This window comes from Caballeronia choica (assembly GCF_001544535.1).
GTDB classification, from domain to species: domain Bacteria; phylum Pseudomonadota; class Gammaproteobacteria; order Burkholderiales; family Burkholderiaceae; genus Caballeronia; species Caballeronia choica.
In genome coordinates this window covers 26012-49584 of the sequence record NZ_FCON02000024.1, presented here as the reverse complement: position 1 = coordinate 49584, position 23573 = coordinate 26012, and the positions used below count along the sequence as shown (strand labels likewise).

Genomic DNA, 23573 nt, shown 5'->3' with positions numbered 1-23573 from the left:
AACCGACCGCAGAGTCACTTCGACGACGCCGACCACGAACCACGCTTGACCATCGTCCAGTAAAGCCATCTGATCAAGACCAGCCCAGAGACCGGAAGATGTCGTTTGCACGCGGGAGCCTCGTTATATCACAAGGAATATAGCGAACGCGTGTGGCAGAGGCCACGGAGAGCATGCATCGTGCTTGCCATCACGCGACGCGCGCTTCACACGCGGCGAACAGCGCACAAGAGCCAAACGTGAACCAGGATGCCCGCTTTCGGGTAAACGATTAACTCGTCACCTCGGGTCCATCGAGCGAATCGAAAAAAGCGATGCTATATTGCCCCAGACCGGTATGCACGTTGACACAAGCGGCCACCGGTCCGGGCAGACGGCCCGTCATCCGTACGCACAAATCACGGAGGAGACTTGAAGATCAAGAAAGCGATTGACCGCATTCCAGGCGGCCTCATGCTGGTGCCCTTGTTGCTCGGCGCCTGCGTTCATACGTTCGCGCCGGGCGCAGGCAAGTACTTCGGCTCGTTCACCAATGGCCTGATCAGCGGCACCGTGCCGATCCTCGCGGTCTGGTTCTTCTGCATGGGCGCGACCATCGATCTTCGCGCGACCGGAACCGTGTTGCGCAAGTCGGGCACCCTGCTGGTCACGAAGATGGCCGTCGCATGGGTCGCGACCCTCGTTGCGGCGCACTTCATCCCGATCGACGGCATCAAGACCGGCCTCTTCGCGGGGCTGTCCGTGCTGGCCATCACGACATCGATGGACATGACCAACGGCGGTCTTTATGCCGCCGTCATGCAGCAATACGGCAGTCGTGAAGAGGCGGGCGCGTTCGTGCTGATGTCGGTGGAATCCGGGCCGCTCATCAGCATGCTGATCCTCGGCGCGACAGGTGTCGCGTTCTTCGAGCCGCGGCTTTTTGTCGGTGCCGTGCTGCCGTTCCTGATCGGCTTCGCGCTCGGCAACTTCGACCGCGACCTGCGCGAACTCTTCGGCCGCTGCGTCCATCCGCTGATTCCGTTCTTCGGCTTTGCGCTCGGCAACGGCATCGACCTGCACGTGATCGCGACGAGCGGATTGCCAGGCATCGTGCTCGGGCTCGGGGTCATCGTGGTGACGGGTATTCCGCTCATCTTCGCGGACCGCTGGATCGCCGGCGGCAATGGCGCGGCGGGGCTGGCGGCATCGTCGACGGCGGGGGCGGCGGTGGCAAATCCGGCGATCATCGGCGAAATGATTCCGCGCTTCAAGCCGCTCGTGCCGGCGGCGACGGCAATGGTCGCGGCCGCGTGTCTGGTGACGGCCATCCTCGTGCCGATTCTGACCGCGATGTGGGTTCGTCGATATCGTTCTCGCCACGGTCTAAACGACGATACGCATGCGGATGAAGCCGTTCGACCGCTCAGCGAGCGCGACGTGCACGCGTGATTCATCAAGCGAACCGCTAGCGCGTTCCTCGTTCATGGCCGGATGCTTTTGCATCCGGCGACGATCTAGCGGTCGTACTGCTAAAGGACTCCAAAGTCCGGCAGTCGTGGTGGCCTGCGCCTCTTGTTCCATGCTCGCGGTTTATTGGCCGCGCGACTTGCAAGCGTGGGAGTCGCAAGCGCGGGAACCATCTATCCCAGCACCTGCCGGGCGGGACGTGCGCCCGGGGACAGCGCCACCCTTTCACGGCGCGCACCCACAACAGCCATTCGATCTTCTCTTCAACCGACTTCGGTAAGCGCAGAGTCGCCAGGACCCCTCGCTCCAGGTCCGTGCCGACCTACGGCCGGTTTCTGGACAAGGCCAGGACCCGTTCGCCATGAGCAGACGGTCTACCGTCTCGACAGCCGACCTCCGGTTCACTTTACTTCCGATTCAGACTACACTGAATCCGATACCTCCCTCCACCTCACCCCCGCCAGTCTTCGGTAACAGATGCTTTCGTCGTGCTCCGCGAGCCGAAACAAGCCGAGTCGGTTCGTGTCCAAACACCATTTGAACGGGACGACTCAACATGGCTGATACGAGCTACATGGCACGGAAATCCGTCGCCGATATCGTGGGAAGCGCCGATGTGGAAGGGGGCCACTCGCTATCGAAAACGCTCGGCGCCACGAGCATCACGGCGATGGGAATCGGCGCCATCATCGGCGCAGGCATCTTTGTCCTGACCGGCACCGCTGCAGCGCAGTTCGCCGGCCCCAGCATCATCCTGTCCTTCGTACTCGGCGGTATCGCGTGCGCGTTCGTCGGCCTCTGCTACTCGGAACTGGCCGCCATGCTGCCCGTATGCGGCAGCAGCTATACCTACACCTATGCCACGTTGGGCGAGATATTCGCGTGGATCATCGGCTGGGACCTGATCCTCGAATACGCGATGGGCGCAGCGACCGTCGCGGTCGGCTGGTCCGGTTATATCGTGAGCTTGCTGCATAACGTGGGAATCAATATCCCACCCGTTCTCTCCACCGCGCCCGGCACCGTCATCAAGCTCGCCGACGGCACGACGGCGACAGGCATCGTCAATCTGCCGGCGGTGCTGATCATCGCGATTCTCACAACCTTGCTCGTGCTCGGCACGAAGGAATCCGCACGGCTCAACAACATCATGGTGGCGGTCAAGCTGGTCGTGGTGGTGGCCTTCATCGCGCTCGGCGTGTTCTTCATCAAGCCGGCGAACTGGCACCCGTTCATTCCGCCCAATACGGGCGAGTTCGGCAACTTCGGCATGAGCGGAATTCTGCGTGGCTCGGCCGTGGTGTTCTTCGCGTTCATTGGATTCGATGCGGTCTCCACTGCCGCGCAGGAAGCGAAAAAGCCACAGCGCGACATGCCGATCGGCATCCTCGGGTCGCTGGTCATCTGTACGTTGCTGTACATCCTGGTCGCGGGCGTCCTCACCGGGCTCGTCCCTTACGCGGAGCTGAATGTCCCGGATCCGATCGCCAAGGGCGTAGACGCCATCGGCCTCACCTGGTTCTCCGTCCTGATCAAGATCGGTGCACTGACCGGGCTGACCACCGTGATTCTCGTGCTGCTGTACGGACAGAGCCGCATCTTTTTCACGATGTCGCAGGACGGCTTATTACCGCCTCTTTTCGCACGGGTTCATCCGCGTCTTCAGACGCCTCATCTGAGTCAGATACTGATTGGCACAATCGTCGCGATTGTGGCGGCGCTGACGCCGATCAGCGTACTCGGGGAGATGGTCAGCATCGGCACGCTGTTCGCGTTCATCCTGGTGTGCGGCGCCGTGATCTATCTGCGACGCAGCGACTCCGGTGCTTCACGCCCGTTCCGGGTTCCTGGCGTACCGCTCGTGCCGGTTCTGGGGATCTTGTTCTGCCTGTTGCTGATGGCGGGACTGCCGCTTGTCACGTGGGTGCGGCTCTTCGTATGGCTGGTGATCGGATTGATCATCTATGTGACGTATGGTCGTAATCACTCGAAGCTGCGTTTTCCCGAGCGCCAGTGAGAGCTGGATGGCGCCGTGCCGGCGCCATCGCAATATTTCTCACATATCGATGAAATCTTCTCGTTTGGCATACAGGTTTCGCCTGCTTACACTGGTCAAGGTGAACTGAGCCATGGCGTGGTGCCGTTGCGTTTCGTGACACCACCCGAACTGTGAGGAGATTTCTCGTGAACATGACCTTGTTTGAGATTCCGGCTGTGGTGCTTATCTTGTGTTTCATCGGCAGCGCGGTGATCAGGGCGTTTGCCTCGTCGCGGGCGGATGGCATCGATATATTCATCAGGCGGGACATGGCGGATGACCATCGGAGAAACTAAAAGGAATCCGGTTTCGCTCGCGTCGGTGGACGATGTGTTCTGCTGACGCGTGATGCAGGTTGATTTCCGATTGCTCCTGCCGACGTTCCCAAGGTGCCGACGTCGAATTCGATCGTGCGCGCGCAAGTACAATGTCTCTCTGAACGCGCGCGCATCGGCGCACTCGCTGCGGGCGCAACGGAGACACCATGACAGGTCGAGCGAACAACCTGTACGAAAGCTGGCAAGAGCAGATCCAGCAGGATCTGAAGGCGCGCATCAAGGCGCACCAGCGCGACGTGCTGCAGGCGAAAGCGTTGCACGCCCACCAGGCCGGCGCGCCCGCGCCGCTCATCCTGATCGGCGATGGCGATTCCTGGTTCGACTACCCGCTGCCGGACCCGCAGCACGCCACGGACGTGCTGCAGGCGCTGAGGGCCGCGGGCGAACTCGCTCCGATGATCCTCAAGCTCGCGCACTACAGCGACGCAACCACGACGCTCCTCGGCGTGACCAAGCGCGACCGCCTGATCGCCCAGTTGCAGGACCCGGCCAATGGACCCATCGACGCCCTGCTCTTTTCCGGCGGCGGCAACGACGTGGTCGGCGAGCAGTTCCGCTTCTGGCTCAACGACGCGAGCGCGGTCGGCAACGACCCGGCGCAAGGCGTCGACATTCAGCGCCTCGGCAACATCTTCGGCGTGGTCGAGAGCGCCTATCTCGACCTGATCCGCATCCGCGACCAGTACGCGCCTCACGCGCCGATCTTCGTGCACGCGTACGACTTTGCGATTCCCAACGGTGTATCGGCCTGCCATCTCGCGGGGCCGTGGCTGCGTCCATCGCTCGTCGATCGTGGCTGGTCAGGACTTGCGCCCGGCACTCTGATCGTGAAGACGATCCTCGTCCAGTTCCGCGCGATGCTGCAACGGCTCGCCAGCGATCCGGCCCACAACATGGTGTTGGTCGAGACGCAGGGCACGCTCGCACCAGGCGACTGGGCCAACGAGCTGCACCCCACCGGCGCCGGCTTCGCCAGGATCGCCGCCCATTTCAGGGCTGCGCTCGCCGCGCGGTTTGCGCATCGCATATGAGAGCCGTGTGCGCACGCATGACGGGCGTGTTCGCATGTCCGTCGCAATACAGAGCCACGTGATCGGACCTCGACCAAGGGAAGATTTTCTTCAGACCCCTGAACACCGCCGACAGGAATTACACACTAATATGGGAACAGCTCCGGCGAGCGCTTACGTCCAGTGCTGGATGCAAGGCGCCGCAGGCCCTGCTTGATGTTTCCTTCGCCTTTCTCGTTCATGGCAATGCCGCGCCGGGCCGTCCTCTTCATCAAGCGCTTCTGGCAGCCGACCAGCGCGTGCATGACCTGCATGCCGGGCAGCCTGGGCAACATCATGAGTCTCGCCCACTGGACGATCGCCCTGCGCACCGGCCTCCTCACTGGAATCCTGGCCGTGCTGCTGACTTTCACGCCCGCCGCGAAGCTCTACACAAACCGATATGGCAACGCATTGCTGATGGGCATGCTGACGATGCTGGGCGATGCCTGGTCGCATGTGAATCACTACGGCATCGCCTTTGCCGAGCCTGTCGTGACGGGTGTGATTTCGGGTCTCGTGACACTGGCTGGCTCCTATGTGTTCGAAGATCGCGCCCGGCGCCTGCGGGCCGCATGGGCGCGGATATTCGGATAGCCATGGGGTCCGCCAGACGCCATCAAACAGTCGGGCAAGAATATCGTCCGCCCGCCTTCACGACGGGCAGCAAGCTGCTTCGATCGATGCGTTCAGCGCCGATCCCTTCGCTTGAACTTGCCTTTGGAGCCTTGATTGAAGGCCTGGAAATCGGGCTTGAGCGCTCTGACGAACATCGCTTGAGGCATATAAGGGTCATTCGCCCGGCGCATCTTGTGGAGACTCGTAAGCCGCCCTACTCTGGCTTCGATTGACGTATTTCGTACGCTCGGATACCAGCCCTCTCCTCCAACAACGACATAGGCGGGTCCGTCCTGCAGGTACCTGCATTCCTATCGGAGAAGACATGCACGACAACATGATTGAAGCGATTGTGACCCGAAAATGGCAGCTCGCTCAGGGTTATCACGCAGTCGAATTGGAGACCAGATATCGTTCGGAACTACCGCCATTCGATGACGGCGCCATTGTCGACCTCGTTCGCGACAACGGTAGCCAGGCCGTGCGGTCACACCCTCTGTGGCGCATTCCATCACGTCGCCACGCATTCGTCCTGGGAGTGCGGCAAGAGGCGGATAGAGAACCCGAGCAAGCGAGCGCGGATTTCTCGTGGAACAGAGGAGACCAGATTTACGTCGGGTCTCCCAGAAGCGCTGTGGTGATGATGGACCGCAGTGCCCGTTACATTCTCTTGTCGGCTGGTGTTGGAGCTACAGCAATCGCCGGTGTCGCAAGGCGGCTCGCCAAGGCAGGCAAGTCCTTCGAAGTTCACAATTTCGCGCGCACGCCAGAACGAGCCGTGTTCCGGGAGGAGTTGGACGAATTCCGCACTCACGCGCGGGTTCATCACCGAATCGGTCTGAGTGAGGATGCGATTGCGCAGGCGACGTCTCATGCTGTAAGCCCCACGCACGCAAGCTCGCAGATAATTTGCAGCGGTCCACCCTCCTTCATGAATCTCATCGAACGGCAAGCTCTTGAATGGGTTTACCCCGCCCATGTCCACAAAATCATTCTTGGGGAGAAAGCGCTTTGATACGACCGTCGAATCGGCTCGGGAGGCCGGGTTGTTTGTCGATGTCCGCTCTTGCCGAGGCGGCTTTTCCCCTATGGCTCGTCAGTTTTCTCCATGACGGCGATTCACGACCGGCCAATGCAACTGGCCGCCGAATGACCGAATGACCGGCGTGGCCGACGTGCGGCCGTTGTATGGAACCCCTGAGCGCATCTCGGTTAGATGCGGCCGGTCAAGGCAAATGCCTTCCCGGCCGCACTTTCGACAGCAAGGCGATTTACTGCTGCGCTTCCATCGTGTCGGCGCCGCGCATGACTTTCGCGAGGCTCGCTTCGTCGGGACCGCTCGCGGCTGCCTGCTCGGTGGCGACGGTTTGTGCGCTCATGCCACGCTGCGAGGCCGGCGCGCCTTGATCCGCGGCGTAGAACGGAGCGGGGCCGTAACCGCTTGCGAAGGCCGGCATGGCGACGATCGAAGCCGCTGCGATCAGGAGAGACGTCAATTGTTTGCTAGTCATAGTGTTACTCCGGGTAGGGTTTCAAATGGTCCACTTCATTGGTCTCGCTTCCCTGCCTGCTTGTAATTGACCTGCTGAAATGTGAAGGCAGTGTAATTGCCATCCAACCAAAATTAACCCCTACTGAAGAGCACATTAGTTTGGGTGGTTCCGCGATTTGTCCAGGCCCGGAAATGTCCCGGAGAGGTGGCCGAGTCGTTACAGAATCGACCGGCTGTGACGCTCTTCGAAAAGAGCATCAGGCGGATTTCCTGAGACGAAGAAACGTAGCTCAAACATCCCGTTGACGCGTGCCCGGCCATGCTGCACGGGCTGTCCTGTGCGATCAGGCACGACATGGACGACTGGAGCCGAAAGCGCGGCCTACCGACCGTGCGCCTCACGAAGGCACACATCGCCTTTGCGTCTGGCACTCGCGGCAATGGCGGCGCTCGCGGAGGCATAGTCCTCGGAGAACGCCCGCTGCGCGAAGCAGGGTGCCGACGTAGCGAGCAGTGCATCGACCTTTGCGAACTGCTTGTCGAACACCCAGGGCCGGCGTGCGAGCGTGCGGTCGTTGAGCCAGTAGGGACTCCAGTCCCGGGTCGTCTCGATGATCTCGCGCGCGAATTCCGGCCCGTACTCGAGCCCGCCCTCGATCACGACATCGATATACGACTCGACGAGCGGAAACCTCGCATCGGGAACCGGAAGCCCTTCGCCCGGTGGCTTGCCTTCGGTCTTCGGCACGTAGACCCAGACCGTGCCCTCTGCCGGCAGCGGCTGCCATGACACGGCTTCGATGAGCGCGCGCGGCACCTCGACGCGCACGTATCCTTTCTCGCGCTCGTCGAACGCGGACATGTCGTTGCCGACAACGGGATAAATCACTCCGTTGATCGTCATCGGTCCCTCGCCCTCGAACGGACGCCGCAGACCGAGCGCCGTGAACCCCGAGCGCGCGCGGTCGCTCCAGCTGCGCACATAGCCGAAGGCCGCCGAGACGCGCACCGGAATCGCCGCAACCGGTTTGCCGGCCGTGTCGTTGCGCGATGGCGTGTTGATGAGCGAGCCGTAGCCGAAGATGAACTGCGTCGGCGGGTCGGGAAGACGCGTTCCCCAGAAGTCGGTGGTCTGCGCGTGCGCCGCCAGGCCAACGAACGCCAGTGCCACAACGAATCCTCGAATCCTTGCCATCGCTGACATCGTCTGATCTCCGTTGAATGGGATGCCGCAGATGATCGCCTCTGCCGGGCCGCCTGGCAACTGCGCGCGTCATTGCGGCCGCCTCGATGATGGCGGGTCTCGTCCCTTCCTTCCAGCAAGCGAGTGACGCTTCCTGCCCGCGACCCAACTACCTGGCATCGTTAGCATACGAGACGATTGCCGAGCGCGACTCCGACAACCTCACGGCGACGACGTTCAGCGCAGCGACCGGAAGCTTGCGCGAATCTCGTCCGTGAAAAGTTGCGGTTGCTCCCAGGCGGCAAAATGCCCTCCTTTGGGGAGGCGGTTGTAATGGATCAGTCTGGGATACGCTTGCTCCGCCCAGCTCCGCGGGGCGGCGTACAACTCGTCGGGAAACACGCTGACGGCGACCGGAATCATGACGTGTTTCGGCGCAAAGAAATTCAGCTTGTTTTCCCAATACAAGCGGGCCGACGAGATCCCCGTATTGGTGAACCAATAGAGCGTGACGTTGTCGAGGACGTCGTCTCGCGAAAGACCTTCGGACTGCCCGTCGAACACGCGCGCAATCAGCGCTTCACTGGCGGCATCGTGGTCGAGCATCCACGCTGCCAGGCCGATGGGTGAATCTTCGATCGCATATAGCGTCTGCGGTCGGTTCGCCATCTCCTGTGCGTAGCCGAGGCCGTGCTTGTAGAAATAGTCGAGCTGATCGAAAGCGTGCTTCTCGTCGGGCGTAAGGCCAGCCGGAGCGGGGTCGCCGAACTTGAGGGCCTTTGCGATGTCGTCCGGTACGGTTGCAGGCATATTGGTGTGAATGCCAAGCAGTTCCGGCGGCGTGAGGAGGGCCATCTGTTCCGTGACAGCGTTCCCCCAATCGCCGCCTTGCGCTACGTATCGCTTATAGCCGAGGCGCTGCATCAGTACGACCCAGGCGCGTGCGATGCGTACAGGATCCCAGCCGGTCGTGGTCGGCTTGCCTGAAAACCCGTAGCCAGGCAGCGACGGAATCACGAGGTCGAAAGCGTCCGACGCAGTTCCGCCGTGGGCTGTCGGATTGGTCAGCGGCTCAATGATCTTCAACTGCTCGATGATCGAGCCGGGCCATCCGTGCGTGACGATCATCGGCAATGCATTCTGATTTTTCGAACGAACTTGGATGAAATGAATGTCGAGGCCATCGATCTCGGTGACGAATTGCGGCAAGGCATTCAGCCTCGCTTCGATCTTGCGCCAGTCGTACCCTGTCGACCAATAACGGGCAAGTTTCTGCATCGTCGCGAGTTGTACGCCTTGCGATGCATCCGTTACCGTTTCCCGCTCGGGCCACCTGGTCGCTTTGACGCGCCTTCGCAATTCGACAAGTTGCGATTCCGGCACGTGCAAACGAAGTGGACGAATGGCATTCTTGCCACTGCCCGTCGGTTGTGCGACTTCAGTGATAGCTTGATTCGTTTCTGCAAAAGCGAGCCGACTCAATGAAGTTGCGGCAAGGGTCGCTACTGCCGCACCAACAAAGCGGCGGCGCGACGGGGTCTGTGAAGGAATAACGTCTGACATACGAGCTCCTGTCGACAATGCACTTAGGATGTCTACTAAACAGGGCGCCAACGCTCATGTGCCATCCGATGTCGAAGGACACCCCTTCTGCTTTTGAGAATGCGACCGCGCAGTTTCACCTGATGGCTTCGGAGAATTCGGCGGTCGTTGCAATTGACTCCATGAATTTCGGCGGAGTCGATTATTGAATACGGATTCCGAATTGACATTCGACCCGCTACTTAACGAGCTGTCAATTGAAAGTTCACGCACGCTGGCAAGGCATTGCCTAGCGGAGTACTTCATGGGTTGAGAGGACCTGGAGTCAACGCTGACTGAATTGCGGGTTTGGGTGCAAAGGCGCGTCACCGTCCAACCAACGCCAGGCACCATCTTGAAGCCTAAAACCAGTACATCGAATACTTGTCCTGGATACACGCTGCGATGCTCGAAATACGCCGCATGGCAGGCATCGGCCACATGATCGCTACGACCGAAATCTGGCGACGTCCGCGTCTGATTCGCGTGCCAGCGCCACAAAGGCTGCGAGATAGTCGACTGCATCGTCCGCTTCGCGGGTGCCGAGAAAGATCTGCTTGGCGATCCCCTTCTTGCCGAGCCGGAGCGGCACGAGCGGCATCGAGTCGGCGTAATCTTCGGCAAGCCATCTTGGCAGCGCCGCAACACCCCGGCCGCTCGCGACCATCTGAAGCATGATGTCGGTCGTCTCGATCACCTTGTGGCGCTTCGGGACAACATTCGCGGGCGTCAGGAACTGCGTGTAGATATCCAGGCGGTCGGTCTCGACGGGATACGTGATCAGCACCTCCGTCGAAAGCTGCTCAGGCACGATGTAGGCCTCATTCGCGAGCCGATGCGAATCGGCCACGACGAGCACCTGTTCGTAGTCGAATACCGGCTGGAATCGCAGGCCCGCCTTCTTTAACGGATCGGGCGTGACGAGCACGTCGATGTCATAGCCGAACAACGCTCCAATGCCGCCGAACTGAAAGCGCTGCTTCACGTCGACATCGACGTCCGGCCAGCGTGCGAGATAGGGCGAAACGACCTTGAGCAGCCACTGGTAGCACGGATGGCACTCCATGCCGATTCGCAACGTGCCGCGCTCTCCGTTTGCATACTGTTTGATGCGCTCTTCGGCAAGCTCGAACTGAGGCAACAGCCGGTTCGCCAGACCGAGCAGATACTGGCCCGCCTGCGTGAGACGCATCGAGCGTCCTTCGCGCGTCCAGAGCGGCGAGCCCAGTTGCTGCTCCAGCTTCTTCACCGTGTGGCTGAGCGCCGATTGCGTGACATTCAGTACGTCGGCGGCGGCCGTCAGCGAGCCCTGGCGTTCCACCTCCCTGACGACCAGCAGATGACTGCGTTCGAGCATCGCGCCCCCATGAACAAATCTAATTGATGAATGAAATAAATCCATTTTATTTCATACAAGGAAAATTCTATCATCGCTTCCAGACAACCTACTGGACGGCACAACGACATGGTCACCACACATAACCTGGGCTTCCCGCGCATCGGTGCAAAGCGCGAACTGAAATTCGCTCTCGAAAACTACTGGAAGGGCCAGTCGTCACGCGACGAGCTCAAGGCGCTCGGCACGCAATTGCGCGAGCGGCATTGGAAAGATCAGGCACGGCTCGACTTCGCGCCCGTCGGCGACTTCGCGTTCTACGATCAGGTGCTCGACATGAGCTTCACGCTCGGCAACCTGCCCGAGCGCGTGCGCGATTTTCATGGCAATGTGCTCGACAACTATTTCCGTGTCGCGCGCGGACGCTCGGCCGAGGGCGCCGACGATCACGCCGCGTGCTGTGGCGGCGTCGCGGCCGGCGAAATGACCAAGTGGTTCGACACCAACTATCACTACATCGTCCCGGAGTTCGACGCGAACACGCAATTCAAGCTCGATCCCACGCGCTTCATCGAGCAGCTTGCGCAAGCTCGTGCGCTCGGCGTGAAGGCCAAGCCTGTCATCATCGGACCCGTGACGTATCTGTGGCTCGGCAAGGCGAAGGACGATTCGGACAAGCTCGCGCTGTTGCCGCGCATTCTTCCCGCGTACGCCGCACTGCTCGACCACTTCACGGCGCAAGGCGTCGAGTGGGTACAGATCGACGAGCCGGCGCTCGTGACCGAACTCGACGCGAAGTGGCGCGACGCATTCGTCACCGCCTACGATGCGCTCTCCGCACGCCGCGTCCGTGTGCTGCTGGCGACCTACTTCGGTCAGTTGCAGGACAACCTGGACCTTGCGTGCAAGCTGCCTGTGGACGGCCTGCATATCGACGCGATCAACGCCCGTGAGGAAATCACGGAAGTCATCAAGCGCCTTCCGGACGCTTCGGTGCTCTCGGTCGGTGCGATCAACGGCCGCAACATCTGGAAGACCGATTTGAATGCCGCGCTCGACTGGCTCGAGCCCTTGCACGCGTCGCTCGGTGATCGGCTCTGGATCGCGCCGTCCTGCTCGCTGCTGCATACACCGGTCGACCTGAACAGCGAACAGAAGGTCGATGCCGAGATCAAGTCGTGGCTCGCGTTTGCGTTGCAGAAGCTCGACGAACTCACGGTGCTAGCAGGCGCGCTCAATCATGGACGCGCGTCCGTCGCCGATGCGCTCGCGGCAAACGCGGCAGCCATCGAAAGCCGGCGCAATTCCTCGCGCGTGCACAGCCCGGCGGTCAAGGCGGCCATCGCGAAGATCGACGCGGCGCTCGGCAAACGCGTGAGCGCGTATGCGCAACGCGCCGGGAAGCAATCGGCTCTCCTCGGCCTGCCGGCGTTTCCGACCACGACGATCGGCTCGTTTCCGCAAACGGGCGAAATTCGTCACGCACGCAGCCAGTTCAAGAGCGGCGAACTCGATGCAGCCGACTACAAGGCGGCGATGGAGCGCGAGATCACGCGCGCCGTGAAGGAACAGGAAGCGTTGGGGCTCGACGTGCTCGTGCACGGCGAAGCCGAACGCAACGACATGGTCGAGTACTTCGGCGAACAACTCGACGGCTACGCATTCAGCCAGTTCGGCTGGGTTCAGTCCTACGGCTCGCGCTGCGTGAAGCCGCCGATCCTGTTCGGCGATATCAGCCGCCCGAAGGCGATGACCGTCGAATGGACCAAGTACGCGCAGTCGCAGACCGCGAAGCCGATGAAAGGCATGTTGACCGGTCCGGTGACGATCCTGAACTGGTCGTTCGTGCGCGACGACCAGTCGCGCTCGGTGTCGTGCCACCAGTTGGCGCTTGCGATCCGCGAAGAAGTGCTCGACCTCGAAAAGGCGGGCGTACGAGTCATCCAGATCGATGAGGCGGCGCTTCGCGAAGGCCTGCCATTGCGCCAGTCGCAATGGGGCGAGTACCTGCAATGGGCGGTGGAATCGTTCCGCATTACCGCCAATGGCGTGCAGGACGAAACGCAGATTCACACGCACATGTGCTATTCGGAGTTCAACGACATCATCGCGTCGATCGCCGATATGGATGCGGACGTGATCACCATCGAAACGTCGCGCTCGGACATGGAACTGCTCGATGCGTTCGACGATTTCAAGTATCCGAACCAGATCGGGCCGGGCGTGTATGACATCCACTCGCCCAACATTCCGACGCAGGAACACATCGTCAACCTGATGAAGAAGGCGGCCGAGCGGATTCCGGCGGAGCGGCTGTGGGTCAATCCCGACTGCGGGCTGAAAACGCGCGCATGGGAGGAAGTGATTCCGGCGCTCACGAACATGGTCGCCGCTGCGCGCACGTTGCGTCAGGCAGGTTGAAGGCACGTCGCCGGTTCTGCATGACCCAAGGGCGTGTCAATAGATTCACGATACGCTCAGCGCAACCAACGGCCGCCCTCGGGTGGCCGTTTTTTCACATCCTTTGTCGCCTTGAAGGTCTGGCGGCAGCATCGAATGAATCGCGCCCGGAAGTCAAACAAACCCGGACATAAGCACATGCTTGTATATTTATCGCATGGCTTGGCGTCGCGACCGAGGGTCATGTCGTCAGTTTGGGTCTAATGATTGGACGATACGGGCAAACCATGAAATACAAGGACTATTACGCCGTGATGGGCGTTCCGCGAACGGCTACCGAAGCGGAAATCAAGACCGCTCATCGCAAGCTGGCACGCAAGTTCCATCCCGACCTGAACAAGGACGCGGACGCAGAAGCGCGCTTCAAGGATGTTGGCGAGGCTTACCAGGTACTTAAAGACCCGGAGAAGCGGGCGGCATTCGATGCCCTCGGCACCGGGCTGAAAGATGGCGACGAGATTCGGCCGCGCCCGGATGTCGGCGACGGATTCGAGTTCCGCGGAGGCGCGAGTCCGCAGGACGCCGACGACTTCTTCAGCGACCTGTTCGGCGCGCGCCCGCGACATGGGACCCGTCCGCGCGCGCCCGAGTGGCCGGGCGAGGATCATCATGCAAGGGTGTCGATAAGCCTGGAGGACACCTACAACGGAGCGCAGCGCACGTTCACGCTGCAAATGCCCGTTATCGATGAACAAGGGCACGTCACCTATCAAACGCGCACGCTTGACGTATCGATACCAAAGGGCATCCTCGATGGCCAGCGACTGCGGCTCGCCGGGCAGGGAGGCGCCGGTATCGGAAACGCGCCGCCGGGCGATCTGTACCTGGAAGTCGCGCTCGAGGAACATAAGCGGTTTCGTGTCGATGGCCGCGACGTGACGGTAGACCTTCCGCTGGCGCCGTGGGAAGCCGCGCTCGGCGCCGAGGTCATCGTGCCGACCCCTTCGGGGCAAGTGACGATGACCGTCCCGGCGGGGTCCGCGGCCGGCCGTCGGCTGAGGCTCAGGGGTCGAGGCATTCCCGGCAATCCGGCCGGTGATCTCTACGTCATGCTGGGCATCGTCCTGCCTCCCGCTGACACCGAAGTTCAAAAAGCGGCTTACAACGCCATGCGCGAGGCGTTCAAGTTCGATCCGCGTGCGCATTTTTATGGGTGACCCATCATGAAAGAAAGCGAACCTGTTTATTTGCAGGGCGATATCGTCGAGGAACACGTCGAGTTCACGCTGATTGAACTGTGCCGCATCACGGGTGCATCGAAGGACCAGTTCGCCCTTTGGGTGGAAGAAGGCGCATTCGAGCCGCGAGGCGCGCGCATCGAGGAATGGCGGTTCAGCGGTGCTTCCTTGCGTCGAGCCATCACTGCGCAACGACTCACGAGCGACCTGGAACTGAATGCCCAGGGCGTGGCGCTTGCGCTCGATCTGCTCGACCAGATCGATACGTTGCGCGCCCGTCTCGCCCGCTACGGCGACCGGGGCGACATACCTGAAGCGTCCTGAGAGCGAAGAGAGCGTTCGACCCCGGCGTTCGACCGGGGCACACGACCGCGACGAAATCCGTTCACCGTCCCGGCGTACCGGCCGGAACCGTACGCGCGGCCGGATTCTGCTGACGCAGCGCTTCGGTTGTTTCGCTGGCGCCGTCCGCGCGCCAGCCGGGCGGCAGGAACACGTAGCGGATCGCCGTCCACACGCTGCCCGCCGATGCGATATCACGCGCGAGGCTGACCCAGTGCTCGAATTCGACGACGAGCGGATTGTGTGAGCGCGTCGGTGTCGTGAGACCGTAGCGGCACGGCTCATCGGCGCGCTCTTCGACATACGTGCCGAACAGGCGGTCGAATATGACGAGTACGCCGCCATAGTTCGCATCGAGATAATCGACGTTCGATGCGTGGTGGACGCGATGCGCGGAAGGCGTATTGAACACGTATTCGAGCCAGCCGAGTTTCGGCGTCCACGTGTTATGCAGCCAGAACTGATAAAGCAGGTTGAAACTCAGCGTCGCCAGCACGATTTCCGGGCGTACGCCAAGCCACACGAGCGGCGCGAAAAACACCGCCGAGCCGGTTATCTTGCCGGTCAGGCCGAGCCGGTAAGCGGACGATAGCGTCAGTTGGTTCGGCGAGTGGTGAACCGCATGCGTCGCCCAGAAAAAACGGATGCGGTGCGACGCGCGGTGGTACCAGTAATAGCAGAACTCCTGGCCGATAAAGAGCAGGAACACCATCAGCGCGCTGCTGAGCGTGACGGTAAAGATCCGGTGATCCCAGGCGAGCGCGAAAATCGGCGTCGCGAGCGAAAGCGGCAACAGGGCGAACAGCTTGCGGCCGGCCAGATCGGCCAGCGATATCCACACTTCATGCCAGTCGAAGGGCGTGGCGCTGTCGCGCTGTCTGCGGGTGAGCACCCATGCCTCGATCAGCGAGACGCCAACGATAAACAGGGTGACACAAAGGGTGATTTTTCCAGTGGTGAGCATGATCGGCAGATAACGGGTTGAGATGAGACGCGTCGTCTGCGGGAAAGGCCGCCATCGCGTCGAGTGACGCTAATGTAGTGGGCTGCCCGATTAAAGACCATGCGGAAACTATGTCGCCGGATGTCATGGAATGCCGGCCGCGATGGCTCGCCGGCGGCGCAGGCGCGGGCGCTCGCGCCTCGCCTCAGCGGTGTCACTCCGCGACAGTTGACGGACAGGGCGCTAACGAAGTCGACGACCACACTCCGTTTGCATACGGCGTGCGGCGCGCTCCTTCCCATGCGGAAAGCACCCAGGCTCTGCCATCCCGTCATCGGACGGACGGTGATGCTGATAGCGCACGCTCAAGGATTGCCTTGGTTCCCGGTGTTGCGCGAAAGTTGATGAGTTGTTCGGGCGTGACCCATTTGACTGAAGCGGCCTCGGCGCACGCTTTCGGATGCTCGTTGTCGGAAATGGCGATGCGGAAAACATGATGCACATGATGCGCGGAGACGTGTTCAAACATGAACGCCGCCGCGTGCGCCTCCATACCGGTTTCCTCATACACTTCACGGATAGCCGCGACGATGACCAACTCGTCGCGTTCAACGACTCCGCCCGGCAGTAGCCACATGCCGCTATGTTCCCTGACCAATAAGACTGCACCTTTGCGGACGACCAGCCCCGTTGCTCGTATTCTCATGTGCTGTCTCTTCAAATTCCACAAGGGCGGGCCCCCTAGCCCAATCGTGGTCACCGTTTAATACACGGTTTTGGGGGAGGTCAAAATTAGAAATTTCCCTGCCTGCTACTGCGCGGTGCATTGAGCGAACGACAGTTCGGTGGCTACCGGGACGCACTTACGTCACACATCCCCGCTTCCTCGACAGAAGCGACGGCTCCTGAAGACGCGAAGACACGCTCAAGCAAGGGGGACAGGATCAAACATACAGAAAGGCCGGCAACAGAAAAGGTGGGATAGCGGGCGAGTTCTGCTTCAAATCGCAGGATTGGAGGATCGCATGAGAGCGCATATTAAGTGCGACGCTCGAAAGCCAGCCGCTCTGGATCATTTCCCCAAACGGAGCTAACGAGTTTCAAACTCACGCATCGACGCCTATAGTGAGATCGTGTTGCCCGACGGGCGACATCTCGTCTCAGGACAGGCACATTGGACGGAGAGCAGCAAGATGGCGACCGCTTCAGAATTGACTTCCGGCCCGAACGGGCATACGCCAGAGCCGCTGCGGGCGCTGGCCGGGTACCTCGAATTGTCGCTGGACAAGGGAAAGTGCGTCGTCATGATGCGCCACGGTGCGGATTCATGCTCGGTCTACGTGGGCGACCCGGCAAGCGAGGAGGAGGCCTTGACCGTTCGAGGGACAATCTCGACGCCGGTAGCCGACGAGCTACTCCAGTTGACTCAGGTTGGGATAAACCACCTGACCGTAGGCGACCAGACATACCGGTTTTTTCGGAGCTTCACGCACGTCGACGGCGTCGGCGCGGTGGTATTTACCCCGGCGTGAGTCGCTTTGGAATGCCGGGTTCCCGCTCGATCCAGTCACGCCGACGCCAGCTCCACGACGCGGGCGGCTTGGTAGTTGGGCGCAGCAGTGAGACAGTCTTGTGCGGCGAAGCGTTCATGGTCGCGCATCATCCGCCATGGGTGTTCGTGCGCGAACGGGCATAGGCGTCGACAACGAGCGGGCTGCCTCCGTATTGCCCGCAGAAGTCGCGAATCCGCGCTTGCCGGGTCTTGTAGGACGCGTCAACTTCCTCAGTCGTCCCAGCCGACGTGTAGCGCTTCTCGTCGGCGAAGAGCTCTTTGAGCAAGCTTTGACTCGGCTCATTCAGCACAGTGTGTCCATACTTTCGCACGGCTTGATGCAAAACCGGCCAGCGGTTGTTATCCGTGCGCCGAAAGAATCTGACCGCCGAGTCGACCATAAAAAAGACCGCATGATGCGACTGTGCTTCCAGGCCGCGCGCAGCCCAATAAGCCTGAATGTCTTCGACCGACGAAGCATGGAAGGCCTCGAAGCCTTCAGGCGTATTGAGGGCGTCGAAGTCGAATTCGCTGGCTTTGAATTGTTTGACCAACCGCGCGACCCAGGCTTCATATGCCTCCTTCGCGACGGCCGTCGATTTGGGGGAGATCTCTCGCCACGCTGATTTGTCGATGCCGCCGAAGGTGTCTTCGGGATGCGTTGCCAGCCAGTTTTCGCCTTGCGGAACGTAGGCCTCGTAGTGGTCAGCGATCTTTGTATTGATTGTCATGCGGCGCCTCCTGTCGTGGGCCGGTTCGTGGCGTTGGTCGATCCGGCGACTTGCTTCGATCGCGCTCGATCAGGGGCTCGGCAGACTGCGGAACAGCGCGAGCGGCTCGACAAGGTGAGCGCGCCGTCCCTGCTCTGCCCGTACCGGCACGGGGTGCAGACAGCAGGTGCGGCGTCATCGATGCAGCCCCGACGTGTTCCAGTCAAACCCGAGAGCACCGTGGACATCGCTTCGACCCGCTATTCATCCGCCAGTGTGAATACGATGTCCTGAGCGCCTTCCCACAGCACGAGCTTGCCGAATGCAGCGAGATTCTCATGACCTTCGAGCAGGGTAAAGAAATGATTCCCGGCGAGCTGACCCATTTTGCTTGCGAAAATCGAACTGCCGTAAACGAATAGAAATTCGGTTTCGCTGAATTTCCCGGGATAAAGCAAGATATCGCCGCGCGAAGCGTGGCTGGTATGGTTCTCGAAGTCCAGCCCGGTATCGAATTCGCCCAGCGGGATCCATACCGCCTCACCGCTCCAGCGAGAATGGATGACCTTGTTCCTGAAAGGCAGCAGTTCGAGAAAGCGCTGGCAGGTCTTCGGCGCCTTTTCCTCTTCGAGTTGCCCAAGGAAGCGGAACGGACCCGCCTGAACGTTGATCTTCTTCATGTCGTCCCCTGAGATGGCCACTGAAGGAAGCGTAGTGTGCGGACACTAATTTATCAAAGATAGTGACGGGCGGGTGCTATTGCGGTGTTTAACGGTGCTCGACGAGATGCACCTGCTCCCGGCTTGGCTGACGTCCTCAACGCGGCGAAACGACGATCGCCGCGCGGCGGTTTTGAGCCCGGCCGGCGACCGTGCGGTTGTCGCCCACAGGGTCGAGCTTGCCTTCGCCGATGGTCTCCAGGTGGTCGGCAGGAAGGCCCGTGTCGACCAGTTCGGCCGCCACGGTCTCGGCACGGCGCTTGGACAAGCGGATGTTGTAGGGTTCCGAACCCACTGCGTCGGTGTAGCCATAGACACGCACGCTGGTAAGCCCCACCGCCACGAGCGTGTGGCCGATGTGCTCGACGATCCTGCGCACGTCAGGCCTGAGCTCGTACCGGTCGAAGTCGAACAGGATCGGTTCGTTCGAGCCGAACTCGAAGCCCTGCTCGGTCTCGTCGAATCCTTCCGACTTGAGCGCCCCGACCTGCGTCGGCGTCAGGCCGCGGTAAAGCGGCGGCGGCGACGGCGGCGTCTGGCAGCCCCCGAGCAGCATGCACAAGAGCAGTCCGCTCCCGATGCCGGCCCGCGAGATGCTTGCAGGAAACGAGTGTCTCATCATCGCATTCCCCTCGAGTGCGCCCGCCTTGCGCGCGCTGTTTCGCACCGTTGCGACGGCCAGGCTGCCCTGTTAGGCCGCGGCGTCATGCCGGTCCGGTGACGCTTGCAGCAAACTGCCACGAGCCCGGCCGCGCGCGCTTGGCCCGGTACATCGCTGCATCGGCGACACGCAGCAAGCCGATTGCGTCGGCCGCATGATCGGGATAGAGCGCCACGCCGATGCTCATCGTCGTGGTCACCGTGGAGCCATCGGGCAGGACGATCGTCGGCGCCATGCTGGCCAGCAGGCTTTCGGCGATGCGGCCGGCGCTGGACGCTTCGCGCATTGGCGCCAGCATGACGGCGAATTCGTCGCCGCCCAGACGCGCGACCAGATCGGCCTCGCGCAACTGGGTGCGCACCCGCGCCGCGATGCCGACCAGCACTGCGTCGCCCGCTTCATGACCGAGACAGTCGTTGATCTCCTTGAAACGGTCACAGTCGAGATATAGCACAGCGACCCGCAGGCCCGTCTCCGCGGCATCGCGGAGGGCGCGCGCGAGGCGCGACTCGAACTGCACGCGGTTGGGCAGCCCCGTGAGGGAATCGTGATTGGCCTGGTGTTCGAGCGAGGCGTTTTCTTCGCGCAGATTGTTTTGCCAGTCTTCCAGTTCATCGAGCAAGGCGTTGAAGTCGTCGCCGAGCTGGTTCAGTTCCGCGATTGCGGCGGGCTCGACCCGCAGCTCGAACGCGCGCTCGCGCCGCACCGCGTGAGCGACGTCGGCCAGCGCGCGCAACGGCGCAACGATGTTGCGCAGCAGGCGCTGCGAACTCACATAGGCGCCGAGCACGCTGATGGCGAGGCAGGCCAGAATACCGCCGACGCCGCCGATCAGGAAGCCAAAGAGCTGGCGCCCCTGTCCGCGCACTTCGACGTAACCGACGACGATGCCGTCATGCAGCACCGGCGTGGTCGCCGGTCCCGGCAGCGCAATCGCGGCGACTTCCCGCTCGAACCTGGCCAACGCACTGTGGACGGGCGACCGCCAGCCCGCGAATGGCCGGCCCCGGCCATCCGTGACGATGACCTCGGCCACGTCCTCCTTGTTGGCGATCATCCCGATTGCCTCGGCTGCCGCGATCCGGTCGCCGAACACCAGCGCCGCCTCGACCGTATAGCCGAGCGAGCGGGCCAGCAGGTTCAGATTGTTGCCGGCGTAGGCGCGTAGCGCGATCACCGCGACCAGGATCAGCGACACAGCGGCCATCGTGACGGCGACGAACGCCAGGCGCAGATGCGCGCGGCGCAACACGCTTTGCAGTGTCGGACGCGGCACGCGCGGCGGGACAACGGGAGGCGTGGGCTGTCTCATGGCGTCAGGGGCCGCCGGGCGAGCTTCAGCACATTCGGCTGAACCCGTACGCCGCTGCGCGCCATGGCGTCGAGATTGATGTCGAACGTGACGGGTTCGTCATCGACATTGAGGCAGAACATGCTGCCGGTGGTGCAGGACGCGTTGTGTTCCGAGATGGTCAGGACCGGATGGCCGGCCACGGCGGCCCTGACCTGCTGTCGTTCGTTATCGCTCAGGAAGCCGGAATAGACGACGTCGCAGGCCGAGCCGATGGCGGGATCGTCGAAGCGAACGCGCTGCACGTCGAGCGGGGTCGTGCCGGCCTGCAGCGTGTCGACCAGGCCGTGTGCGTAGCTCGGCCGGCCCGTCACGCACAGGCGCAGGCGGACGGGCGGCGTCGGCCAGTGCGTGAAACTGATGATGCCCAGCACGACCTGACGCACGGCGGCGTCGCGCGATGAAATAGTGGGATCGGCGGGGCGCGTGGTGTCGACGGCGCTGGCGTCGCTGGCTGAACCGGCTGGATCGGCGGGTGTGCCGGGGTGCGCGGCCGGTGCCGCGGCCAGCGCGCAAGCGACCACGAGCAAGGCGTGGCGAAGCGAGGCGGCCCACCCACGCCGACCGGACGTCGTCCGCGCCGAGATCGCCACCAGGCCTCGTGGCGCGTTAGCAGCCGCACGACATGCAACTGCCCAGCACACTCTCGCATGCATGATGAAAACACTCGTTGGCGTCGATCCCGGCGCTACCTCCTGCCTCCCGCCAATCGCGGGCCTGCACTATCACGCGCACGAAGCGATTATTTTACGCACAAAGTCGTGCGATCAGCCAGTAGGGAACACCCACGAGTGCCTTGGCGGAACGTTACAAACTTCACGATCGCAAAAGATCGCGCTGCCTAACCGACATGTAAATTTCGCGCCGGCGCGTGGGTGCGTTGCCGTGTCTCCCATCCCTCGGCCAGGCCCACCTCCGCGTCGGACGCGGGCAGCATCGAAACCGCCCGGACCAGGTCGGACGCACGTTCGGCGAGCATGATCGTCGGCGCATTCAGGTTGCCGTTGGGCTCGGTCGGGAACACCGACGAATCGATCACGCGCAAGCCGTCGATGCCGCGAACCCGCAACTCGGAATCGACCACCGCCATGTCGTCTTCGCCCATGCGACACGAACCGCACGGATGCATCGTGCTTTCCAGGTTCGCCCGGACGAAGGCGTCGATCTGTTCATCCGTTTGCACATCCGGCCCGGGAGAGAGTTCGACATCGCGGAAGCGGTCCATCGCCGGCTGTCCGATGATTTCGCGCGTCAGCCGAACGCAGCGTCGAAAGCCCTCGCGGTCCTCTTCGCGATCCAGATAGTTGAAGCGGATCTCCGGGTGGTCATAGGGATCGGCCGACGTCGCTCGCACGTACCCTCGGCTCTTCGGCTTGTTTGGTCCGGTCAGTACCATGAAGCCGTGGCCCTTGAACGGCTTGTCGCCGTCATAGCGCATGGCTGCCGGCAAGAAATGGAACTGAATGTCCGGCCAGCGCAAGCCCGCTTCCGAGCGGATGAATCCGCCCGCCTCGAAGTGATTGCTGGCCCCGAGACCATCCTTGAACAAAAGCCAGCGCAACCCGATCATGAACTTGCTGAACGGATCCATTTTCGCGTTGAGCGTGACGGGTTCCTTGCACGCGTACTGGATATAGATTTCCGCGTGATCCTGCAGGCTCTCGCCCACGCCGGGAAGGTCGTGCCTGAGTTCGATCCCCGCGTCACGCAGCACGTCGGCAGGCCCGATGCCGGAGCGTTGCAGCAGGTGCGGCGAACCGATCGGGCCAGAAGCGATCAACACTTCGGCACGGCATCGTGCGGTATGCGTGAGCCCGCCTTGATCGTACACGACCCCGACAGCGCGCTTGCCCTCGAGAATCACGTGACGCGTCATCGCGTTGGTGACCACGGTCAGATTGGGGCGCTTCATCGCGGGGCGCAGATAAGCGTTCGCGGTGGACCAGCGCACGCCATTCTTGACCGTCATATGCATCGCGCCAAAGCCTTCCTGCATGTGGCCGTTGCAGTCCTCGGTCTTGATGTAGCCGGCCTCCGCCCCCGCCTCGATCCACGCGCCATACAACGGATTCGCCATGTTATTGCCGTTGTTGGTGGATAGCGGCCCCTCCGCGCCCCGATACTCGTCGCCACCGAACTTGTAACTCTCCGCGCGCCGGAAATACGGCAAGCAGTTGCGATACCCCCAGCCTCGCGCGCCGAGTTCCTCCCATTCATCGAAGTCGCACGCGTGGCCGCGGATATAGACGAGGCCATTGATCGACGACGATCCTCCCAGCACCTTGCCGCGCGGGCAATGCAACTGTCGGCCATTCAGATGGGCTTCGGGGGCGGTCTGATAACGCCAGTTGTACTTGGACGTATTCATCGGCATTGAGAAGGCGCTCGGCATCTGAATGATGACGCTGCGATCGCTGCCGCCGTATTCCAGCACCAGAACGCGAACCGCGGGGTCCTCGGAGAGCCGGTTGGCCAAGACACATCCGGCCGATCCGGCGCCCACAATGATGTAATCGAATTGCTCGGTGTTCATGATATTCCCCTGCTTCCTGGATCGTGACGGGATCGTCTGT

The 23573-nt window shown here is 61.8% G+C and carries 22 protein-coding genes; 10 read left to right on the top strand and 12 right to left on the bottom strand.

All coding sequences use genetic code 11. The features are described 5' to 3' along the window. Positions 1-411 precede the first annotated feature (411 nt). From kdgT to AWB68_RS13595, 6 genes are all read left to right on the top strand, one after another. Positions 412-1431: a 2-keto-3-deoxygluconate transporter gene (gene kdgT / locus AWB68_RS13615; protein WP_087644881.1), complete on the top strand. Its 1020-nt coding sequence runs from the start codon at positions 412-414 to the stop codon at positions 1429-1431. A gap of 574 nt (positions 1432-2005) precedes the next feature. Then, positions 2006-3466 carry an amino acid permease gene (locus AWB68_RS13610; RefSeq protein ID WP_087644880.1) on the top strand — a complete coding sequence of 487 codons (1461 nt, stop codon included), beginning with the start codon at positions 2006-2008 and terminating at the stop codon, positions 3464-3466. 167 nt (positions 3467-3633) lie between these two features. Then, a complete protein-coding gene (locus tag AWB68_RS48195; protein WP_160110010.1) occupies positions 3634-3783 on the top strand; it encodes a hypothetical protein in 150 nt (49 codons plus the stop codon). 188 nt (positions 3784-3971) lie between these two features. Further along, on the top strand, positions 3972-4856 hold the full coding sequence (locus tag AWB68_RS13605; protein WP_087644879.1) for a hypothetical protein: 885 nt from the start codon (positions 3972-3974) through the stop codon (positions 4854-4856). Positions 4857-5051: 195 nt separating this feature from the next. Continuing rightward, entirely contained in the window at positions 5052-5471 is a 420-nt protein-coding gene (locus tag AWB68_RS13600; protein ID WP_235028314.1) for a hypothetical protein, read from the top strand. 346 nt (positions 5472-5817) lie between these two features. Then, positions 5818-6507, top strand: coding sequence for a ferredoxin reductase domain-containing protein (locus AWB68_RS13595; RefSeq protein WP_087644878.1), 690 nt, complete (start codon positions 5818-5820; stop codon positions 6505-6507). A gap of 256 nt (positions 6508-6763) precedes the next feature. On the opposite strand, the gene AWB68_RS13590 is transcribed toward AWB68_RS13595, so the two are convergent. The 4 genes from AWB68_RS13590 to AWB68_RS13575 all read right to left on the bottom strand — a co-directional run bounded on the left by AWB68_RS13590 (position 6764) and on the right by AWB68_RS13575 (position 11150). After that, a complete protein-coding gene (locus AWB68_RS13590; RefSeq protein ID WP_087644877.1) occupies positions 6764-7003 on the bottom strand; it encodes a hypothetical protein in 240 nt (79 codons plus the stop codon). 363 nt (positions 7004-7366) lie between these two features. After that, entirely contained in the window at positions 7367-8188 is an 822-nt protein-coding gene (locus tag AWB68_RS13585) for a gamma-glutamylcyclotransferase family protein (protein ID WP_087644876.1), read from the bottom strand. Positions 8189-8404: 216 nt separating this feature from the next. Further along, the gene (locus tag AWB68_RS13580) at positions 8405-9730 is read right to left on the bottom strand and encodes an epoxide hydrolase family protein (protein WP_200828690.1); all 1326 of its coding nucleotides are present in this window, start codon (positions 9728-9730) and stop codon (positions 8405-8407) included. 466 nt (positions 9731-10196) lie between these two features. Beyond that, a complete protein-coding gene (locus tag AWB68_RS13575; protein ID WP_200828689.1) occupies positions 10197-11150 on the bottom strand; it encodes a LysR family transcriptional regulator in 954 nt (317 codons plus the stop codon). Between the two features lie 63 nt (positions 11151-11213). Between AWB68_RS13575 and metE the strand changes: the two genes are divergently transcribed. From metE to AWB68_RS13560, 3 genes are all read left to right on the top strand, one after another. After that, entirely contained in the window at positions 11214-13505 is a 2292-nt protein-coding gene (gene metE, locus AWB68_RS13570; protein WP_087644873.1) for a 5-methyltetrahydropteroyltriglutamate--homocysteine S-methyltransferase, read from the top strand. A gap of 266 nt (positions 13506-13771) precedes the next feature. Further along, positions 13772-14701: a DnaJ C-terminal domain-containing protein gene (locus AWB68_RS13565; RefSeq protein ID WP_087644872.1), complete on the top strand. Its 930-nt coding sequence runs from the start codon at positions 13772-13774 to the stop codon at positions 14699-14701. 6 nt (positions 14702-14707) lie between these two features. Continuing rightward, entirely contained in the window at positions 14708-15046 is a 339-nt protein-coding gene (locus AWB68_RS13560; RefSeq protein WP_087644871.1) for a chaperone modulator CbpM, read from the top strand. A gap of 61 nt (positions 15047-15107) precedes the next feature. Here the strand turns inward: AWB68_RS13560 and AWB68_RS13555 are convergent, their stop codons facing one another. Further along, a complete protein-coding gene (locus tag AWB68_RS13555; protein WP_087644870.1) occupies positions 15108-16028 on the bottom strand; it encodes a sterol desaturase family protein in 921 nt (306 codons plus the stop codon). 310 nt (positions 16029-16338) lie between these two features. Further along, entirely contained in the window at positions 16339-16713 is a 375-nt protein-coding gene (locus AWB68_RS13550; protein ID WP_087644869.1) for an NUDIX domain-containing protein, read from the bottom strand. Between the two features lie 487 nt (positions 16714-17200). Between AWB68_RS13550 and AWB68_RS13545 the strand changes: the two genes are divergently transcribed. Next, positions 17201-17539, top strand: coding sequence for a hypothetical protein (locus AWB68_RS13545; protein ID WP_087644868.1), 339 nt, complete (start codon positions 17201-17203; stop codon positions 17537-17539). A 127-nt stretch (positions 17540-17666) separates the two neighbouring features. On the opposite strand, the gene AWB68_RS13540 is transcribed toward AWB68_RS13545, so the two are convergent. The 6 genes from AWB68_RS13540 to betA form a co-directional block, all read right to left on the bottom strand. Continuing rightward, positions 17667-18290, bottom strand: coding sequence for a hypothetical protein (locus tag AWB68_RS13540; protein ID WP_087644867.1), 624 nt, complete (start codon positions 18288-18290; stop codon positions 17667-17669). Between the two features lie 239 nt (positions 18291-18529). Next, positions 18530-18949: a DUF3830 family protein gene (locus AWB68_RS13535; protein ID WP_087644866.1), complete on the bottom strand. Its 420-nt coding sequence runs from the start codon at positions 18947-18949 to the stop codon at positions 18530-18532. A 136-nt stretch (positions 18950-19085) separates the two neighbouring features. After that, complete coding sequence (yfiB, locus tag AWB68_RS13530; protein WP_087644905.1) at positions 19086-19607, bottom strand: outer membrane lipoprotein YfiB; 522 nt, start codon at positions 19605-19607, stop codon at positions 19086-19088. Positions 19608-19692: 85 nt separating this feature from the next. Beyond that, positions 19693-20961 carry a diguanylate cyclase DgcN/YfiN gene (gene dgcN, locus AWB68_RS13525; protein ID WP_087644865.1) on the bottom strand — a complete coding sequence of 423 codons (1269 nt, stop codon included), beginning with the start codon at positions 20959-20961 and terminating at the stop codon, positions 19693-19695. Then, positions 20958-21656, bottom strand: coding sequence for a regulatory sequestration protein YfiR (gene yfiR, locus AWB68_RS13520; protein WP_087644864.1), 699 nt, complete (start codon positions 21654-21656; stop codon positions 20958-20960). Before yfiR ends, dgcN begins: the two co-directional genes overlap by 4 nt. Before the next feature lie 185 nt (positions 21657-21841). Further along, positions 21842-23533, bottom strand: coding sequence for a choline dehydrogenase (gene betA, locus AWB68_RS13515; protein ID WP_087644863.1), 1692 nt, complete (start codon positions 23531-23533; stop codon positions 21842-21844). Between the last annotated feature and the right edge of the window lie 40 nt (positions 23534-23573).

Coding starts and splice junctions, on each gene's coding strand:
- AWB68_RS13610 (WP_087644880.1), top strand. CDS start 2,006: ATGGCTGATACGAGCTACATGGCACGGAAATCCGTCGCCGATATCGTG.
- AWB68_RS13605 (WP_087644879.1), top strand. CDS start 3,972: ATGACAGGTCGAGCGAACAACCTGTACGAAAGCTGGCAAGAGCAGATC.
- AWB68_RS13600 (WP_235028314.1), top strand. CDS start 5,052: ATGTTTCCTTCGCCTTTCTCGTTCATGGCAATGCCGCGCCGGGCCGTC.
- AWB68_RS13595 (WP_087644878.1), top strand. CDS start 5,818: ATGCACGACAACATGATTGAAGCGATTGTGACCCGAAAATGGCAGCTC.
- AWB68_RS13590 (WP_087644877.1), bottom strand. CDS start 7,003: ATGACTAGCAAACAATTGACGTCTCTCCTGATCGCAGCGGCTTCGATC.
- AWB68_RS13585 (WP_087644876.1), bottom strand. CDS start 8,188: ATGTCAGCGATGGCAAGGATTCGAGGATTCGTTGTGGCACTGGCGTTC.
- AWB68_RS13580 (WP_200828690.1), bottom strand. CDS start 9,730: ATGTCAGACGTTATTCCTTCACAGACCCCGTCGCGCCGCCGCTTTGTT.
- AWB68_RS13575 (WP_200828689.1), bottom strand. CDS start 11,150: ATGGATTTATTTCATTCATCAATTAGATTTGTTCATGGGGGCGCGATG.
- metE (WP_087644873.1), top strand. CDS start 11,214: ATGGTCACCACACATAACCTGGGCTTCCCGCGCATCGGTGCAAAGCGC.
- AWB68_RS13565 (WP_087644872.1), top strand. CDS start 13,772: ATGAAATACAAGGACTATTACGCCGTGATGGGCGTTCCGCGAACGGCT.
- AWB68_RS13560 (WP_087644871.1), top strand. CDS start 14,708: ATGAAAGAAAGCGAACCTGTTTATTTGCAGGGCGATATCGTCGAGGAA.
- AWB68_RS13555 (WP_087644870.1), bottom strand. CDS start 16,028: ATGCTCACCACTGGAAAAATCACCCTTTGTGTCACCCTGTTTATCGTT.
- AWB68_RS13550 (WP_087644869.1), bottom strand. CDS start 16,713: ATGAGAATACGAGCAACGGGGCTGGTCGTCCGCAAAGGTGCAGTCTTA.
- AWB68_RS13545 (WP_087644868.1), top strand. CDS start 17,201: ATGGCGACCGCTTCAGAATTGACTTCCGGCCCGAACGGGCATACGCCA.
- AWB68_RS13540 (WP_087644867.1), bottom strand. CDS start 18,290: ATGACAATCAATACAAAGATCGCTGACCACTACGAGGCCTACGTTCCG.
- AWB68_RS13535 (WP_087644866.1), bottom strand. CDS start 18,949: ATGAAGAAGATCAACGTTCAGGCGGGTCCGTTCCGCTTCCTTGGGCAA.
- yfiB (WP_087644905.1), bottom strand. CDS start 19,607: ATGAGACACTCGTTTCCTGCAAGCATCTCGCGGGCCGGCATCGGGAGC.
- dgcN (WP_087644865.1), bottom strand. CDS start 20,961: ATGAGACAGCCCACGCCTCCCGTTGTCCCGCCGCGCGTGCCGCGTCCG.
- yfiR (WP_087644864.1), bottom strand. CDS start 21,656: ATGCATGCGAGAGTGTGCTGGGCAGTTGCATGTCGTGCGGCTGCTAAC.
- betA (WP_087644863.1), bottom strand. CDS start 23,533: ATGAACACCGAGCAATTCGATTACATCATTGTGGGCGCCGGATCGGCC.